The following is a 15679-nucleotide window of genomic DNA, read 5'->3' as shown; positions in this document are numbered from 1 at the left end:
TAAAGTGTTAGACGTGGTACATAGGGGGTCTGGTGGAGTCTCATGCTGAGAGCTGATATCGGAGCACAATGGATCCTTTGAACTGTACTCAGCGGTGACGCCAATATGGAACTCCGACAGCTACGCTACTTCGCCAAGGTCGTAGAAATGGGCAGCCTTGGCCGCGCGGCACTGGAGCTGGGGGTCGGCGCCTCGGCGCTGAGTCAGCAGCTCACCCGACTGGAGCAGGAACTGAGCATCCGCCTGCTCAACCGGACCTCACTGGGCGCTACGCCCACGCCAGCCGGCCTGGCCTTCCTTCATCATGCTCAGCTCACCCTGCGCCAGGCCGACTATGCTGTGCAGGCCGCTGGGCGCGATCGTCTGCGCGGCTACGTCAGTGTCGGGCTGCCACCTACCGTGGCCAGCGTGCTGGCGTTGCCCCTGATCGAGACGCTGCAGCAGCGCTATCCGGACATCCAGCTGCACTTGGTGGAGATGCTGTCAGGCTATCTGGGGGCTCAGCTCAATGCCCGGCAACTGGATCTCGCCGTGGTCTTCCAGCCGGATCCAGGCCGGCGCTGGACGCTGCATCCCCTGCTCGATGAGGCCCTGATTCTGCTGCATGCGCCAGGCCTGCCGGGCGTTCCGGCGACCGCCAGCCTGTCGCTCGCCGCCCTGGGCCGATTGCCATTGGTGCTGCCGAGCATGCAGCACGGCCTGCGCAGCGGGTTGGCAACAGCCATGGAGACCTTAGGGCTGGACATCAACGTGGTCATGGAAATCGATGGCCTGGCCACCCTGATGAAGGTGGTCCGCCAAGGCCTCGCCGCAACCATCCAGCCGGGCTCGGCCGCGGCCCACGCCTACGCCGAAGGCCTGGGTACCATCCCCTTGCGCGATCACCCGCTGCAGCGCCGCAACTTGCTCGCCAGCCTGGCGGATGACGAACTCTCCCCGGCCGCCCTGGCGACGCGGGTGGTGATCCTCGAGGTGGTCCGCCGACTGGTTGGCGAAGGCCGCTGGCCGGGCGCCACCCTGCCGGACGCCAGCACCCCGACCCTTTAGCAAAACTAAAGCCCTCCCCCCGGTCGGCGCCTGTCGGCCACCGCCCCCTCTTGGCTAAGGTCCGTGGCGAACAAGGCCGCTGTGGCCAGCCAAAGAGGATTCACGATGATCGACGTCCTGGTGGTCGGGGGTGGCAACGCCGCGCTATGTGCCGCGCTGATGGCCCGGGAAGCCGGAGCCAGCGTCCTGCTGCTGGAGGGCTCACCCCGCGCCTGGCGCGGTGGCAATTCCCAGCACACCCGTAACCTGCGTTGCATGCACGGGGCGCCGCAGGATGTCCTGGTGGAGGCCTATCCCGAAGAGGAATATTGGCAGGACCTGCTCAAGGTCACCGGGGGCCTCACCAACGAAGCCCTGGCCCGCCTGGTGATCCGCGCCTCCGCCACCTGTCGCGACTGGATGCGCCGCCACGGCGTGCACTTCCAGCCACCGCTCTCGGGCGCCCTCCATGTCGCTCGCACCAACGCCTTCTTCATGGGCGGCGGCAAGGCACTGGTGAATGCCTACTACCGCAGCGCGGCCCGGCTCGGGGTAGGCATCCGCTACGACGCCCCGGTGTCCCACATCGAACTGCAGGACGGACGTTTCGTCGCCGCTCATCTGTCCGCGCGCGAGGTGGACGGCATCGCCCAGCCGGCCGAACGCATCGAGGCCCGGACCTGCGTATTGGCCGCCGGCGGTTTCGAATCCAATCGCGACTGGCTGCGCGAGGCCTGGGGGCAGAACGCGCGTGGCGAATGGCCGGCGGACAACTTCCTGATCCGGGGCACCCGCTACAACCAGGGGGTGCTGCTCAAGCAGTTGCTGGCCGAGGACGCCGATGCCATCGGCGACCCCACCCAGGCGCACATGGTCGCCATCGATGCCCGGGCGCCGCTCTACGACGGTGGCATCTGCACCCGCATCGACTGCGTGTCCCTGGGCGTGGTGGTCAACCGCGAGGGCGAGCGCTTCTATGACGAGGGCGAGGATTTCTGGCCCAAGCGCTATGCCATCTGGGGTCGGCTGGTGGCCGGGCAACCCGGGCAGGTCGCCTACTCCATCATCGACCGCAAGGCCATCGGTCGCTTCATGCCGCCGGTCTTTCCCGGCACCCTGGCCGGCAGCCTGGAAGAACTCGCCAGCAAACTCGAGCTGCCGGTCGCGGCCTTTCGCGCCACGGTTTCCGCCTACAACGCCGCCTGCCAGCCCGGTCACTTCGATCACACCACGCTGGACGACTGCCACACCCAGGGCATCAGCCCAGGCAAGAGCCATTGGGCGCTCCCCCTGGATACGCCGCCCTACTACGCCTATGCCCTGCGCCCAGGGGTGACCTTCACCTACCTGGGACTCAAGACCGACGCCAGCGCCGCGGTGCATTTCGCCGGCCAGCCCAGCCCCAACCTGTTCGTCGCCGGCGAGATGATGGCCGGCAACGTGCTGGGCAAGGGCTACACCGCTGGCGTGGGCATGAGCATAGGCACCGCCTTCGGCCGCATCGCCGGCGCGCGCGCCGCCGCCGCCGCCGGCCATCCCTCCACCTTCGTCGAACGGGGCTACGACCATGCAGCCGCTTGATACCCGCCCATTCGAGGACCAGGCTCCGCAACTCATCGACCTCCTCACCCTCGAAGAAAGCGAGGTCGATCGGCAGTTGCACATCTGCAATGCCTGCCGCTATTGCGAAGGCTTCTGCGCGGTGTTCCCGGCCATGACCCGGCGCCTGGAATTCGCCCGTGCGGACGTCCATTATCTGGCCAACCTCTGCCACAACTGCGGCGCCTGTCTGCACGCCTGCCAATATGCGCCGCCCCACGAATTTGCGGTGAACATCCCCCAGGCCATGGCCAAGGTGCGCGGCCAGACCTACGCCCACTACGCCTGGCCGGCGGCCTTCGGTCGGCTCTACCAGCGCAACGGCCTGACCCTGGCCAGTGCCACGGCCGGCGGGCTGGCGCTGTTCCTGCTGCTCGCCCTGGCGGTCCGCGGCACCCTGTTCCCCGGTCCGCTGGCAGGCAACTTCTATGCGATCTTTCCCCACAACCTGCTGGCCCTGATGTTCGGTGGCGTCTTCGCCCTGGTGGTCCTGGCCCTGGCGATCGGCGTCGGCCGCTTCTGGCGCGGCGTCAGTCCGCCTACGGCGCCAAAGGATCCCGTATCGCCGCTGGCCGCCGGTGCGGAGACGGTGGATGCGGTACTGCGCCTGAAATACCTCGACGGCGGCCATGGCCAGGGCTGCAACAACGAAAGCGACAGGTTCACCCTGTGGCGCCGGCGCTTCCACCATCTGACCTTCTACGGCTTTCTGCTGTGCTTCGCCGCCACCTCGGTGGCCACGCTCTATCACTACCTGCTGGCATGGGAGGCCCCCTACCCGCTGTTCAGCGCGCCGGTCCTGCTTGGTACCGTCGGTGGTCTCGGCCTGGTGATAGGCCCGCTCGGCCTGCTGTGGCTCGGCCTGCGGCGCGATCCGCAGCAGGGCGACGTGGCCCAGCGCCCCATGGATCGGGCCTTCATCCTGCTCCTCCTGCTGGTCAGCCTCAGTGGCCTGGCCCTGCTGGCCGGGCGCGACAGTGGCGCCATGGCCGCCCTGCTGGCCATCCACCTGGGCGCCGTCATGGCGTTCTTCCTCACCATGCCCTACGGCAAGTTCGCTCACGGCATCTTCCGCAGCGCGGCGCTGCTCAAGCACGCCATCGAGAAACGCCAGCCCGACCGCCTGCGCCTTGGTGCCGACTAATCCGCTCGTCCCCCACTACAACAACAATGATGGAGCACCGATGAAAGCCTCAGATATCCCCCGCCAGCCTTCGAAGGTCGGCGCCATCCTGCGCGTCACCAGCGGCAACTTCCTGGAGCAGTTCGACTTCTTCCTATTCGGTTTCTATGCCACGTATATCGCCCGGGTGTTCTTTCCCTCCGACAGCGAGTTCGCCTCGCTGATGATGACCTTTGCCGTCTTCGGTTCGGGTTTCCTGATGCGCCCGCTAGGTGCCATAGTCCTGGGCGCCTACATCGACCAGGTGGGTCGGCGCCGCGGCCTGATCGTCACCCTGGCGATCATGGCCAGCGGCACCGTCCTCATCGCACTTGTCCCCGGCTATGCCCAGATTGGCCTCTGGGCGCCGGCCCTGGTGCTGCTCGGCAGACTGCTGCAAGGCTTCTCGGCCGGCGCCGAACTCGGCGGCGTCTCGGTGTACCTCTCGGAGATCGCCACACCCGGACGGCGCGGCTTCTACACCAGTTGGCAATCGGCCAGCCAGCAGGTGGCCATCGTGGTCGCCGCGGGACTGGGTTATGCCCTCAATGCCAGTCTCAGTGCCGAGCAGCTTACTGCCTGGGTCTGGCGGCTGCCCTTCGTGGTCGGCTGCCTGATCGTTCCCTTCATCTTTTTCATCCGCCGCTCGCTGGCGGAAACCGAGGATTTCAAGAAACGCCGGCATCACCCCAGCGCCCGCGAGGTGTTTCGCTCGATGCGGCAGAACTGGGTGCTTGTCGTGGCCGGTGGTCTGCTGGCCTCCATGACCACCACCACCTTCTACCTCATCACCGTCTACACCCCGACCTTCGGTCGTACCGTGCTGCACCTGAGCGCCAGTGACAGCCTCATCGTCACCCTGTTTGTCGGGATCTCGAACTTCATCTGGCTGCCCATCGGCGGCAGCATTTCCGATCGCGTTGGCCGTCGGCCACTGCTGCTGGGCATCGCCAGCCTGGCCCTGCTCACGGCCTATCCGGCCATGGCCTGGCTGGCCGCCGCGCCCAGCTTCGAGCGGATGCTGGCGGTGCTGCTGTATTTCTCGATGTTCTTCGGCGGCTACAACGGTGCCATGGTGGCGGCGCTGACCGAGGTCATGCCCGCAGAGGTGCGCGTCGCCGGCTTCTCGCTATCCTTCAGCCTGGCCACGGCGCTGTTTGGCGGCTTCACCCCGGCGGTCTCGACCTTCCTGGTGAACGCCACAGGCGACAAGGCCTCGCCGGCCTTCTGGCTGATGTTCGCCGCGCTCTGCGGGCTGGGTGCGACCCTAGTCCTGTATCGGCGTCGCCAGACCCAGGTCAAATTTCGAGAGGCGCCTGCCGCCCGTTGAACGGGGGGCTTACAGCCAGGTCCCTGCAGCTCAACTGCCGGGGCCTGGAACGCGCTCGCATCGTGACATACCGTCCCGCCAGCGGCGTGCTGAGGATCGCCGTCGCCAGCAGACACCCGCGCCGGCCACTCAAGCCACGCAGCGCGAGGCGGATGGCGCTCTGCGTTCAGCTAGTGAAAAAGTAGCTCCAGATGAGCCAGGCAAAGGTGCCCCAGATGGCCCAGTAGATGACCAAGTAGACTGCACGACCAGAAAGGGTTCCTGCTTTCCTGAAATGACCCCCGAAAGTTGGACGCTGCCTTGAAGGCGTACCATGCCCAAGTACTCTCTAGCGTTCAAATTGAAGATCGTCGCTCAGTACCAAAAGGGCGATTGCAGCTACGGCCACCTCGCTAGGGTGCATGACGTCAGCGTGGTGCAGGTAAAAGGATGGATTGGCGCCTATGCCAATCACGGAAAAGCGGCTCTACAAAAGCGTTATCGTTATCACAGCATCGATTTCAAGATCGAGGTGGTGCGACAAATCGTCGAAGGCCTATCAATCCGACGGGCTAGTGAGCGATTTAGTCTTAATCGCTCCCAAATGCAGCGCTGGGTCGATGCGTGGCAGAGGTATGGTATCGAGGGGTTGGCCAGCAAACGCAGAGGTGACTCCTTGCCCCTTCTTCCCGTTCCAGATCCATCCGCTTTCAAGCCCCACATCGCAAACCCAGTCCGAGAGCTGGAAAAGCAGGTTGCCTATTTGCAGGTCAAAAACGCCTTTCTGCGCAAAGCCATGAGCTTGGGTCTCAAGGACAGTGACCTGGACAATCAGCAGAAAGCACTTATCGTGCAGGAGTTGCGGTCACGATATCCACTTGATGCGCTTCTTCAGGGAGCATGTCTTCCTCGAAGCAGCTTCTACTACCACCTCAAGGTCACTCGCCAACCAGACAAACAAGGTGCCCGCAAAGAGAGCATCCGGACGATGTTCGCGCATCATCGGGGTCGCTATGGCTATCGCCGCATCACGCAGGCGCTACGCAATCAGGGGCAGCAGATCAATCACAAGGCAGTACAGCGGCTGATGGGCGAAATGTCGTTAAAGTGCACGCTGCGACGCCGTCGCTATCGTCCATTCACAGGGCCGGAGTCCTGCGTGGCGCCTAACCTGCTGGAACGCCGCTTTACCGCACCGCAGCCCAATCAGCGGTGGGCGACTGACATAACGGAGTTTCGTGTCAATCAAAACCGGCTATACCTGTCACCGATTCTTGACCTCTTCAATAAGGAAATTGTGGCTTTCGAGATAAGTGAGCGCCCATCGTTCGAGATGGTCTTACGTATGTTGAAAGACGGATTGAAGACCCTTCGGCCTCATGAGAAACCGCTCATCCATTCCGATCAAGGCTGGCACTATCAATACCCTGCCTACCAACAGCTGATCCGTCAGCATGGACTGACTCAGAGTATGTCAAGGCGAGCCAATTGCCTCGACAATGCGGCAATGGAAAGCTTTTTTGCAGTACTAAAATCTGAGCTTTTCCACTGCAACAGGTTCTCAAGCGTAGAGGAGCTGGCAGTAGCAATTCTGGCCTATATCGACTACTACAATAAGGAGCGAATCAAATTGGCACTGGGTGGGCGCAGTCCAGCTGAATATCGTCTGGCAATAGCGAAAGCTGTGAATACCTGTGACGAATAGGACGTTTGCCTCATAGCTACCGCAGAGTCGATCGGTTTCTAGACCCTCGGCGTTTGAGGAGTGCAGGCATGCTCCGGGTCTCAATAAGCAGTGGCAGGCATGTCGGCTTCAAGAACGAGCCATCTTCAAAGTCATCTGCTGCGCTGCTATGATCCGCTAAGGAGATGGCATTCCTCCTCAAACCGCCTCGTGCTGATGATGCCTACGTAACCCCTTGGCAGGGTGCGTAGGTGCGCCCTGTCTTTTTCGAGGACAGCGCTATGCACCGACCATATCCCTCCCCGGCCCCTAGTCTTCCATTCCCCTTGGGAGACGTTCCATGCTGAAGCCGCTCATAGCCATCGCACTCGGTGCGACCTTGGGTGCCTGGCTCCGTTGGATACTGGGCTTGAAGCTAAATGCCTGGTTCCCGTCGCTCCCGCCTGGGACGGTCGTTGCGAATCTTGTAGGTGGCTACATCATCGGAATGGCCGTAGCCATCTTCGCTGCTTGGCCCGGGATTGCGCCTGAATGGCGGCTGTTTCTGATCACCGGATTTTGCGGCGGCTTAACCACCTTCTCGACGTTTTCTGCTGAGACACTGATGCTAATCCAGCAAGGAAGGCTGCTCATGGCGCTGACTGCAATCAGCGTTCATGTCGTGGGGTCCCTGTGCATGACAGCCCTGGGTATCTTGACCATCAACCTGCTGCACCCACGCTAAAGGCAATAGCATGAACGACTATCTCGTTACGTTCTATACCGAACAAAATCGTCGCCATGAACATCAGCAGATTGGAGATTGGCTTCTGGATCTTGCTAAAGAGCTTCACCTAAGTGGCGCAACGTTGTCAGTGGCGGCTGAAGGCTTTGGCCAAGATGGAAAACGCCACTCCGCTCATTTTTTTGAGCTTGCCGATCAGCCCATCCAGGTAACGATGGCGCTGACTCAAATTCAACACGACATGCTGTTTCAACGCCTCGAATCGGAAGACTTGGCGCTGTTCTACATCAAGACGCCTGCCGAGATTGGCACGGTAGGACGCCACCGCCCTTCCCAAGAGACAGAGTCATCCTCGTCCTGAGCTGACGCACCTTTGAATCGGTTAAGGCGGCCGCGGTAACCAACGGCATCAAGGGATGGCTTTCACTGAGCCCCATTTGCGGACTCATCAGCTCACTCGTCGTAGAGAGTGGGCTGATGGTCCTAGCTTGGTAGCGTTGCTCAGCGAGGCGCCACCTAATCGACCTCATTTGCGTGGTTGCAGATGAGCAATGCAAGGCGAGACGAACAGCGTCCCGCGGTAGGCACCGGCTAGGGTGCGTCCCGCGACCACCGCCCACAGAGCAGTCAAGGCGACGACCAAAAAGGCACCGAAGACGGTAAGGAAACCTGACCCAAGCGTGCTTCCCAAACGTAGCGTCGTGACGGCATAGACGCCCAGTGGAAAAGTAAAACCCCACCATCCCAGGTTGAAAGGGATGCCGTGGCGCGCGTACTTCAGCGTGATCAGTATGGCAAGGCTCATCCACCACAAGCCGAGTCCCCATAGTAGGATCCCGCCAATTACGCCTAGCCCCTGCGCGACGGCGCCAATTCCGGCCATACCGTGAGCAGCGAAGATGACCGGCGCGTCGCTGCCCATCACGAGCAGACCCAACGCACCTGTACCAATGGGGCCAAGCGATAACCAGCTCGATGCAGCCATGTTCTCGTGAGGCAGCTTGTGCAGTGCCATCCGCAATAGCAGGATCACGAGGACACTTAGGGCGACAGGTACCGAATAGGCCCAAAGCACATAGCTGGTCACCAGCACGGTGAATTGGTGCCCGCCATCGGCTAGGTGCGGTGCCAACAGCCCGCCACTGGCAGCGGCCACTTCGGCGGCTACCACAGGTAGCAACCATACCGCCGTCATTTGATCGATGCTGTGCTGCTGACGAGTAAACATCAGGTACGGAATCGCTACTCCGCAAACCAGTGCCATGGCCGCATCGACCCACCAAAGTCCGGTGGCAATCGTGACAGCCACCTCACCCCATCGTGGCAGCCCAAAGATCAGCATCCCGTTGATGATTGTTGCCAACCCCATCGGAATGGTGCCGAAGAACATCGATACGGTGGAGTGGGCAAAAATTTGCTTGGCTTCGTTGTAGAACAAGATCCAGCGAGCGGCATACAAGCCGCTGAATAGAACGAAAAGCAAAATGTTGAACAGCCACAGTCCTTCGGCGATCAGACGCAAGCCGGGTACCGACGCGGGAAAACTCGCTAAGGCGATTGCCAAAATACCGGTGCCCATCGTTGCCGCAAACCAGTTGGGGGTGAACTGGCGAACGACTTCGAGCGGCTGCTTGAGCTGGCTGAGCGGCTTGCCGCCGGTGCGCAGGGCTATAGCATCCTTTAATGTCATGAGGTGAGCTCCGCTGAGGAATGCAAACAGTCTAGCCCGGCTCGATTATCTGAAAAATTGAATATTATATAAAAAGTAATCTACTAAATAGATAAGCAGTCCCCGCTGTCCGCAGGGACTGCTCCACGATCAAGGCTTCGCGACGTGCCAGACTTGATTGACACCTTCACCGGTCGTTTCACCGGGCTTGCTGTCCTTTACCCAGGTATAGAGTGGCTGCCCCTTATAGGCCCATTGCTGGCTACCATCCTCACGCTGTACTACGGTATAGCCGTCACCGCTCTTGGCCCCTGCCGGTGCCATCAGCGGCGGCCAGTTCTTGGCGCACGGGCCGTTGCAGGCGGACTTACCCTCGCTGTCCTTGGTGAAGGTGTAAAGCGTCATACCCTTTTCATCCACAAGCACCTTACCCAAGGTGGTGTCGCCAACCTTGGCGGGCGTGGCCGCCACGGCCAGCCCTGTCATGGAGAAAATGGCAGTGGCAATCAACACTTGTCTGAGCATGCTGGACCTCGATGGTTATTGGTTATTAGTATTTCGATTGGAGCACTTGCACTTGCACGGGAGCACCTGGCGCATCGGCTGCACCAGGTGCGATGACGAGGTAGCGCTGTTCATCCGCCTGGGATTGCTGAACCAGTTGGCGTATCGGTCCTACCGCATTCACGATAGCTGCGCCGGCGGGATTGGTTTGAAAAGCGGCGAGAGACTCAAGAGCGCCGCTACCGTCTGCATGACGAGCCAACGCTAGTACATAGGGCTGCTTGGCCACCAGGCCCGTAACCGAGGCCTGCAGGACCTGAGTCAAGCCCTGGTCGAAAAGTGTCACCTGAGTGGTATGACGTTCGTGTTGACCCGGCGGAGCCAGGGCGATCTGAATACTCTTGGCGGCGCTCCCTAACGGCTTAAGATTTGCCAGCCCAGCGCCCTGGGTAGCGGCGCGGGGAACGTAGACCAAAGCCTGGGGCGCCTGCCCCACGGGTACAGTGGTTTCAACGCTATTGGTCAGCGTATTGATGACGGCCACACTGTCAGCATTCTCTAGTCCCACGTACAACCGCGTGCCATCTCCTGACGGCCAGAGACCGTGGGGCAAAGCGCCAACAGGAATGCTGGCGACTTGGCTGAAATCATCGGTTCGGAAGACCTTGACTCGATTTTCTCCGCCTACCGTTACATAGGCGAAGCTTCCGCGGGCATTGCGAACCAAGTTGACGTGATTAGTGATCGCGCCAGTATCAAGCGTCTTAATCAAGCTGAACGGCGGTTTGGCTGCGAACACCTGGGTCTTACCGACATCTTTTAGGGTGAGCCAGACCTGTTGGCCATCTGCAGACGCAGCGATGTTGGGGCAGAAGGGACTCGCCTGAGCGACGCGGCCAACAATTCGATGCTCGGCAACCGAAACCACTACGGTTTCCGGAGTGAACGAGGAGCAGACGTAGCCATAGCGGCCATCAGGGGAGAAGATCTGCATGCCAGGGCCTGGCGGTACGCCAATTCGCGTCTTCTCTTTGAAAGTCACCGGGTCGATCACGGCGATATAGTCCTCGCCCCGTACCGTGACCCAGAGCTCTTTGCCGTCAGGGGTGAAAAAGGCTTCATGAGGCGCGCGACCCAGATAGGTTTTACCCTTCACCTGGTTGTTGGCGGTGTCGATGAAGGACACGGAGTTCGAGCCTATCGCTACGACGGCCAAGGTTCGCCCATCTGGCGAAAATCCCAAGCCATGCACCAGTAGCTCGCCCTTGTACAAAGGACTCAAGTTCTTGGGTTGGCTGTCGCCTAGGGTGATGACGCCGAGCAATTTTTCCGTGCTGGGATCAATCACCGATACCGTGTTGGAGAACTGCTCCGCCGTATACACACGGTCTTGGGAACTAATCGTGATGTCCGGTTGTGCAGCAGCACGCGGAACTTGACCGGCTGAAGCGGTGCAGGAGATTACTAACAACACAGCGGCGAGCGGGGTGAGCGACAATCGAGGCATGAGGATTACCGAGTTGGAGAGGCGGGCAATTCAGAAAGCGCCTGCTGCATGACGGCGATTTCCTGTTGTTGGGTGACAATGATCTCTTGGGCCAGACGGCGTAGGCGTTCGTTATGGCCATACCGCAATTGGATCCGTGCCATTTCGATCGCACCCTGGTGATGTGCCGTCATCTGGGTCACAAAGTCGCGGTCTACGTTGCCACTGCTGGGCTTGTGCATCGCGGCCATCATCTGATCCATGGCCTGACGGTTGTCGGCCTGCGCCGTGGCGGCGCTGCTATCAGGTTCGGCCCAGGCAATGGGAAGCGCGAGCACCAGAAGGGTGACTGCCAACAACGGGTGTTTGACTGAAAACACGTGGCGCTCCAGCAGACTGGTGAGTTTCCAATGCAGACGTTTGTACGGTCTGGGTTATTCCATACCTACAAAAATAAAAATTGTGGGGAATAAAAGGTCAGCTCAAGCGTCTGTCAGCGATACCAGGGGAATGTCCATGCTTGATGACGCCATGCTTTCTCAGCTACTACCGTCTCTGCGTCGCTTCGCAAGATCGCTTACTCGTCACGAAGCCAGCGCCGATGACTTGGTCCAGAGTTGTCTAGAACGGGCGCTTACGCATGGGAACACGCGCTGTCCCGCCGGTGATGTGCGAGCCTGGCTGTTCACCATCCTGTACCGCCAATTCGTTGATGGCCGACGTCGTGAGCGCCGCTATGGTCGTCTGTTGGAGTGGCTGGGATTCCAAGAGGTCCCGGTTGAGCCTTCGGCTGAGACGATCTATCTGGATCAAGAAGCGTTGACGAATCTTGAGAGACTCAATGACGAACAGCGTGCCCTGCTGCTGTTGGTCGCGGTGGAAGGCATGAGCTATCGCGATGTATCACAGGCGCTTGGCATTCCACTGGGAACCGTCATGTCTCGTTTGGCGCGGGCACGCGCGGCCTTGAGACAGATCCACGAAAGTCCTTTGGCTACCGCCGCTTTGCGAGTATTGAAATGATGTATCGACCTCCTACTCCTGAAGAGTTGATGGCTTATGCCGACAATCAGTTGGATGCGCTGCGGCACGAGGAGGTGATGCGCTATCTTGCAACCCATCCGGAAGATGCCGCACGGGTAGCTGATATCCGCGAGCAGAATCGTCGGCTACGGCTGATTTTTTCTCCCGTGCTTGAGCCTTTACCGACACACCTTATGCCAGCAGTCGTGCGACACCGGATAGTCGCCAGACGTAAAAGACGTATGACTTATCTCGCTTCGCTAGTGCTGACGTTAGGCCTGGGTAGCGGCTTAGGGTGGCAGGCACGGGAATCGATGCTGCGGCGGGCGCACGTTCCAATGGCGGATGCCGTGGAGGCTTATCGACTATTTGCGAGCGCCGAGGGGCGGCCGCCAGTCGATGTAACCGGCCAGGACGGTGCGATTCAGCATTGGCTTGAAAGGACATTTGTGCAGGCGCCCGCCCTCCCTAACCTGGAGCGCTTCGGCTTGATCCCAGTGGGTGGTCGTCTCATGGCCACGGACACCGGCGCCGCCGCGATGGTGCTCTACCGGGATACGAAAGGGCGCCAAGTGATCTTCTATGTGCGGCATCCCAACAGCCAGCGCGACGTTGGCCACGGATCTCGTAGGGAAAGCGATGTTACGGCTGACTATTGGTCAGGACAGGGCTACAACTTTGCGTTGGTGAGTCCTAGCGAAGCATCGTTTGATACCTTGCGTGAGGCGATCTCGCAGAGGCCACCTCTCTAGTTCCCGTTCAGACCAGTGCTCGTTGCTTGAAACCAACCCTGTCCAACATTTGGGGGTCATTTCATCCATCCATAAGCCCCACATAGGCCTGTCGCAATGCTCATTGCTAAGCCATACCAGCCTTCATGAAGATTCACGACGGCGGAGGGGGTTGCAGTGCGTACGAACAGCGCGGTCACGGCTAAAAGTACGATAAGGAACATACAGATCAGCCAGCGCCAATTACGGGCTAGGTAGCCCTTACGCGTTGTCGAAAACATTATCGGATCCATGCTGTTAGCTTCCTAGATTCAGGGGCTGCCCCCAATTCCCGCGGTGACAGGAACGAACAGTTCCTGCTGGATAGGTAGTGTTGGCGGTAACTGGGGAAGAGAGTTGGCGATTCACTCCCTACCTGGGCGCGAACCTGGATCTTTCCCTACCCCAATTTCGGAATGACGAAAGCGCCAACAGGAAAGGACCTTATTTGGCTTTAATTTGGGCCATAGAACGATAGGATGGGTTGCATCACAGTGAACGTTGGATCTATCAATGCGAATCGAAACGATCAGCTACCTGAAAAAAAATGCGGCCGATCTCGAGCTCAGTGAGCCAATGATCGTCACCCAGAATGGCAAGCCGGCCTATGTAATCGAGGCCTATGCCGATCGTGTACGCCGCGATGAGTCCATCGCCCTAGTCAAGCTGCTGGCGCTGGGATCCAAGGAGGACGAAGCCGGCGGGCACATGTCATCCGAGCAGCTGAAAGAAGGCCTGCAGCAGCGGTTCGGGGGCGATAGCAAATAACCGCCAGGGTTTTCCAGGTACGGTTCAGCGCTTCGGCATTGACCGCTGCGCTCGACCAGGTGCACCACCTCGCAAAATCGGTCTCTCGTCCCGACGCAGTTGCAAAGATGACCAGCGTCGTCGATGAGGTCGCCATTGAGCTCCGGAAGTCCCCTCTCGCTCACCCGATTGCCGCTGCCGGTGCCGAGTTTGGCATCACCAGGTATCGCGAGATCGCCAAGTCTGGCTATCGAGCGGGATACCTGGCCGACGAAGCGCGCCGCGAAGCCGTAGTCCTCGCCATCTTCCGCGATGGGCAGGACATCCAAGAACTGCTGTATCGGCACCTGCTCACAGGTTAGAACGTACCGTTAATCACCGGCCGCGGCGATCAGCAATCTGCCGGCCGTGCCCCGCAACACGGCGAGGCACGTCGGGACATCCAGATGCACTTGCGTGGCCAGCACCCGAATGCCCAACGCGCCAAGATGGAAGACCTTGTCCGCGGTGATCGGCACGTTGATCGATAGGCGTTGCTGAAGCAGGCGAAGGTAGAGCACACCGCGCTCAGGCTGGTTAACCAGGGTCAGACCTTTGTCGCCGGCGGCGCCATGATTGCGCGCTTCAAACTTCGGCGTGATCCCAAGGACGCAGCACATAAAGGCGGGCATCTCGCGAGGCGTAATCTGGAGTGTCAGCTTCTCCGACCAGTCGAAGTTTTCACTGGATCCTTTGCGGCCGGCGCCGTCCACTGCAAGCACGCTTTCCTGCGCCTGATTCAGCACCACCTCGAACTTCAGCGCGGCAGATCCGCCGTAAACGTGAAAGCCCTCGAATTGCTTGGCCACCGTCATTCCCCTGCAGCAGGGCTAGTTACCCGAGGTGCCTTACCGGTGCCCCTGGGAGCCGGCTTCGAAGCCGCTTTGGCCAGCTGGCGCTCCAACGCTGCGATTCGGGCGCCGCTGTCCTTCTGCACGCGCTCCAAGTAGCGCTCCGCGGCCTCCCGGCCGGCGTCGGCCCGGGCAAGCTTGTCACCCAGGGCGCGATTCTCCACTCGCAGCGCTGTGAGGATCTCGAGATCCTGGGCGCGCGTACGCTCCATTTCCTGGATCTGCCCCGCGGCGCTATCAGCCTCGGAGCGAGCGATGGCAAGCCGATTGCGCATTTCGCGGAGCTCGACCTGGGTATCAGCAAGTCGCTCCTCAGCTGCGGAAGCAGAACGCTGATGCTCTGCGCTCGCCGCTTCTGCGGAAGCCTTCTGGGCGAGCGCCAGGCTCAGCTCGGCCTGGCTCTCGGCGAGCTGGTCCCGAGCTAGTTGCGCCTGCCCTTCTGCCTCGGCATGCCGCTCGGCGAGACTAGCGTTCTCCTCAGCCATAGCACTGAGCTGGCTGTCCTTCAGCTGAAGCTCGTTGGCCAACCCGTCCATCTGCTGCTGACTGCGCTCCTGATCGGCCTCAAGGCCTTCGAGCACGGCACTGGCATCGTCCTGCTCAGCCTCCAGACGGGAGATCTCCTGCCGCGCCTGCTCGAGTTCCAGCACAACCTCTTTGCGCGCCGCAGCCGCTACCAGGTCAAGTGCACCGGCCAGGGCGTCCTGCATTGCCTTGGTCTGCTTGGCGACTGCGGTTTCGATAATCGCCGTGGCCTCTTCCGGCAGTGGCCTGGTTGGAATGGCCCCACCCGGTACCCCAGTGTGGTGGCGCTGCCAGACGCTAAGGAGCGTTTCAGGCCGCCCCCCGCCGAGGGTGGTCCGTAGCGCCCAGCCATTGACCTTGCGCCCACCTGCCAGCAGCTGCTCACCGGCGGCGATGACCTCTGCGTCTGTAAATTTGCGTTCAGCCATGGCCGCCTCTGAGTAAAGGAAAACAGCATAGTAACGCCATCCATAACTAACAAACAATCTGGTTAGGAATGTTTGGCATGTTTCTAACGTTAGCTAACAAACATGCGAGCGTTTGTTCCTTTTGGGCTTCGGT

Annotated in this window: 17 protein-coding genes and 1 riboswitch; of the genes, 11 read left to right on the top strand and 6 right to left on the bottom strand. The window is 60.6% G+C overall.

Going from position 1 to position 15679, the window contains the following annotated elements:
* Positions 1 to 105 precede the first annotated feature (105 nt).
* The 7 genes from DBY63_RS17740 to DBY63_RS17710 all read left to right on the top strand — a co-directional run bounded on the left by DBY63_RS17740 (position 106) and on the right by DBY63_RS17710 (position 7865).
* Positions 106 to 1047 (top strand): LysR family transcriptional regulator, encoded by a 942-nt coding sequence (locus DBY63_RS17740; protein ID WP_108582480.1) that lies wholly within the window; start codon positions 106 to 108, stop codon positions 1045 to 1047.
* 105 nt (positions 1048 to 1152) lie between these two features.
* Positions 1153 to 2607 (top strand): FAD-dependent tricarballylate dehydrogenase TcuA, encoded by a 1455-nt coding sequence (tcuA, locus tag DBY63_RS17735; protein WP_108576381.1) that lies wholly within the window; start codon positions 1153 to 1155, stop codon positions 2605 to 2607.
* Positions 2594 to 3769 carry a tricarballylate utilization 4Fe-4S protein TcuB gene (gene tcuB, locus DBY63_RS17730; protein ID WP_108576380.1) on the top strand — a complete coding sequence of 392 codons (1176 nt, stop codon included), beginning with the start codon at positions 2594 to 2596 and terminating at the stop codon, positions 3767 to 3769. The genes tcuA and tcuB overlap by 14 nt, the downstream gene beginning before the upstream one ends.
* A 40-nt stretch (positions 3770 to 3809) precedes the next feature.
* Positions 3810 to 5117, top strand: coding sequence for an MFS transporter (locus DBY63_RS17725; RefSeq protein ID WP_108576379.1), 1308 nt, complete (start codon positions 3810 to 3812; stop codon positions 5115 to 5117).
* Positions 5118 to 5430: 313 nt separating this feature from the next.
* Positions 5431 to 6801, top strand: coding sequence for an IS3 family transposase (locus DBY63_RS17720; protein ID WP_108576378.1), 1371 nt, complete (start codon positions 5431 to 5433; stop codon positions 6799 to 6801).
* A 151-nt stretch (positions 6802 to 6952) separates the two neighbouring features.
* Positions 6953 to 7013, top strand: a riboswitch (Fluoride riboswitch).
* A 107-nt stretch (positions 7014 to 7120) separates the two neighbouring features.
* The gene (gene crcB / locus DBY63_RS17715; RefSeq protein WP_027597932.1) at positions 7121 to 7504 is read left to right on the top strand and encodes a fluoride efflux transporter CrcB; all 384 of its coding nucleotides are present in this window, start codon (positions 7121 to 7123) and stop codon (positions 7502 to 7504) included.
* Positions 7505 to 7514: 10 nt separating this feature from the next.
* Complete coding sequence (locus tag DBY63_RS17710) at positions 7515 to 7865, top strand: DUF190 domain-containing protein (protein ID WP_027597933.1); 351 nt, start codon at positions 7515 to 7517, stop codon at positions 7863 to 7865.
* A 165-nt stretch (positions 7866 to 8030) separates the two neighbouring features.
* On the opposite strand, the gene DBY63_RS17705 is transcribed toward DBY63_RS17710, so the two are convergent.
* The 4 genes from DBY63_RS17705 to DBY63_RS17690 form a co-directional block, all read right to left on the bottom strand.
* A complete protein-coding gene (locus DBY63_RS17705) occupies positions 8031 to 9194 on the bottom strand; it encodes a TDT family transporter (RefSeq protein WP_027597934.1) in 1164 nt (387 codons plus the stop codon).
* Between the two features lie 129 nt (positions 9195 to 9323).
* Positions 9324 to 9698: a hypothetical protein gene (locus DBY63_RS17700; protein ID WP_027597935.1), complete on the bottom strand. Its 375-nt coding sequence runs from the start codon at positions 9696 to 9698 to the stop codon at positions 9324 to 9326.
* A gap of 25 nt (positions 9699 to 9723) precedes the next feature.
* Entirely contained in the window at positions 9724 to 11184 is a 1461-nt protein-coding gene (locus DBY63_RS17695) for a YncE family protein (protein ID WP_037007585.1), read from the bottom strand.
* 5 nt (positions 11185 to 11189) lie between these two features.
* A complete protein-coding gene (locus DBY63_RS17690; RefSeq protein ID WP_058777457.1) occupies positions 11190 to 11543 on the bottom strand; it encodes a DUF305 domain-containing protein in 354 nt (117 codons plus the stop codon).
* A 130-nt stretch (positions 11544 to 11673) separates the two neighbouring features.
* Between DBY63_RS17690 and DBY63_RS17685 the strand changes: the two genes are divergently transcribed.
* From DBY63_RS17685 to DBY63_RS17670, 4 genes are all read left to right on the top strand, one after another.
* Positions 11674 to 12186 carry an RNA polymerase sigma factor gene (locus DBY63_RS17685; protein WP_027597937.1) on the top strand — a complete coding sequence of 171 codons (513 nt, stop codon included), beginning with the start codon at positions 11674 to 11676 and terminating at the stop codon, positions 12184 to 12186.
* Between the two features lie 29 nt (positions 12187 to 12215).
* Complete coding sequence (locus DBY63_RS24805) at positions 12216 to 12938, top strand: anti-sigma factor (RefSeq protein WP_108576350.1); 723 nt, start codon at positions 12216 to 12218, stop codon at positions 12936 to 12938.
* Positions 12939 to 13469: 531 nt separating this feature from the next.
* Entirely contained in the window at positions 13470 to 13724 is a 255-nt protein-coding gene (locus DBY63_RS17675; protein ID WP_108576351.1) for a type II toxin-antitoxin system Phd/YefM family antitoxin, read from the top strand.
* A 107-nt stretch (positions 13725 to 13831) separates the two neighbouring features.
* Complete coding sequence (locus tag DBY63_RS17670; protein ID WP_177411474.1) at positions 13832 to 14065, top strand: hypothetical protein; 234 nt, start codon at positions 13832 to 13834, stop codon at positions 14063 to 14065.
* Positions 14066 to 14074: 9 nt separating this feature from the next.
* On the opposite strand, the gene DBY63_RS17665 is transcribed toward DBY63_RS17670, so the two are convergent.
* Positions 14075 to 14557 (bottom strand): hypothetical protein, encoded by a 483-nt coding sequence (locus DBY63_RS17665; protein ID WP_108576353.1) that lies wholly within the window; start codon positions 14555 to 14557, stop codon positions 14075 to 14077.
* Positions 14554 to 15546 (bottom strand): DNA-binding protein, encoded by a 993-nt coding sequence (locus DBY63_RS17660; RefSeq protein WP_108576354.1) that lies wholly within the window; start codon positions 15544 to 15546, stop codon positions 14554 to 14556. The genes DBY63_RS17665 and DBY63_RS17660 overlap by 4 nt, the downstream gene beginning before the upstream one ends.
* Positions 15547 to 15679 lie beyond the last annotated feature (133 nt).

The sequence above is a fragment of the Pseudomonas sp. RIT411 genome (assembly GCF_003057735.2).
GTDB lineage: Bacteria > Pseudomonadota > Gammaproteobacteria > Pseudomonadales > Pseudomonadaceae > Chryseomonas > Chryseomonas oryzihabitans.
The sequence above is the reverse complement of the archived record's forward strand: the minus strand, read 5'-3'. Positions and strand labels throughout refer to the sequence as shown.

Bases quoted from the DNA above. Each gene is read 5' to 3' on its own strand.
- DBY63_RS17675 (WP_108576351.1), top strand. From the start codon at position 13,470: ATGCGAATCGAAACGATCAGCTACCTGAAAAAAAATGCGGCCGATCTC.
- DBY63_RS17720 (WP_108576378.1), top strand. From the start codon at position 5,431: ATGCCCAAGTACTCTCTAGCGTTCAAATTGAAGATCGTCGCTCAGTAC.
- DBY63_RS24805 (WP_108576350.1), top strand. From the start codon at position 12,216: ATGGCTTATGCCGACAATCAGTTGGATGCGCTGCGGCACGAGGAGGTG.
- DBY63_RS17705 (WP_027597934.1), bottom strand. From the start codon at position 9,194: ATGACATTAAAGGATGCTATAGCCCTGCGCACCGGCGGCAAGCCGCTC.
- tcuB (WP_108576380.1), top strand. From the start codon at position 2,594: ATGCAGCCGCTTGATACCCGCCCATTCGAGGACCAGGCTCCGCAACTC.
- DBY63_RS17710 (WP_027597933.1), top strand. From the start codon at position 7,515: ATGAACGACTATCTCGTTACGTTCTATACCGAACAAAATCGTCGCCAT.
- DBY63_RS17700 (WP_027597935.1), bottom strand. From the start codon at position 9,698: ATGCTCAGACAAGTGTTGATTGCCACTGCCATTTTCTCCATGACAGGG.
- DBY63_RS17740 (WP_108582480.1), top strand. From the start codon at position 106: ATGGAACTCCGACAGCTACGCTACTTCGCCAAGGTCGTAGAAATGGGC.
- crcB (WP_027597932.1), top strand. From the start codon at position 7,121: ATGCTGAAGCCGCTCATAGCCATCGCACTCGGTGCGACCTTGGGTGCC.
- DBY63_RS17695 (WP_037007585.1), bottom strand. From the start codon at position 11,184: ATGCCTCGATTGTCGCTCACCCCGCTCGCCGCTGTGTTGTTAGTAATC.
- tcuA (WP_108576381.1), top strand. From the start codon at position 1,153: ATGATCGACGTCCTGGTGGTCGGGGGTGGCAACGCCGCGCTATGTGCC.
- DBY63_RS17670 (WP_177411474.1), top strand. From the start codon at position 13,832: ATGACCAGCGTCGTCGATGAGGTCGCCATTGAGCTCCGGAAGTCCCCT.
- DBY63_RS17725 (WP_108576379.1), top strand. From the start codon at position 3,810: ATGAAAGCCTCAGATATCCCCCGCCAGCCTTCGAAGGTCGGCGCCATC.
- DBY63_RS17660 (WP_108576354.1), bottom strand. From the start codon at position 15,546: ATGGCTGAACGCAAATTTACAGACGCAGAGGTCATCGCCGCCGGTGAG.
- DBY63_RS17685 (WP_027597937.1), top strand. From the start codon at position 11,674: ATGTCCATGCTTGATGACGCCATGCTTTCTCAGCTACTACCGTCTCTG.
- DBY63_RS17665 (WP_108576353.1), bottom strand. From the start codon at position 14,557: ATGACGGTGGCCAAGCAATTCGAGGGCTTTCACGTTTACGGCGGATCT.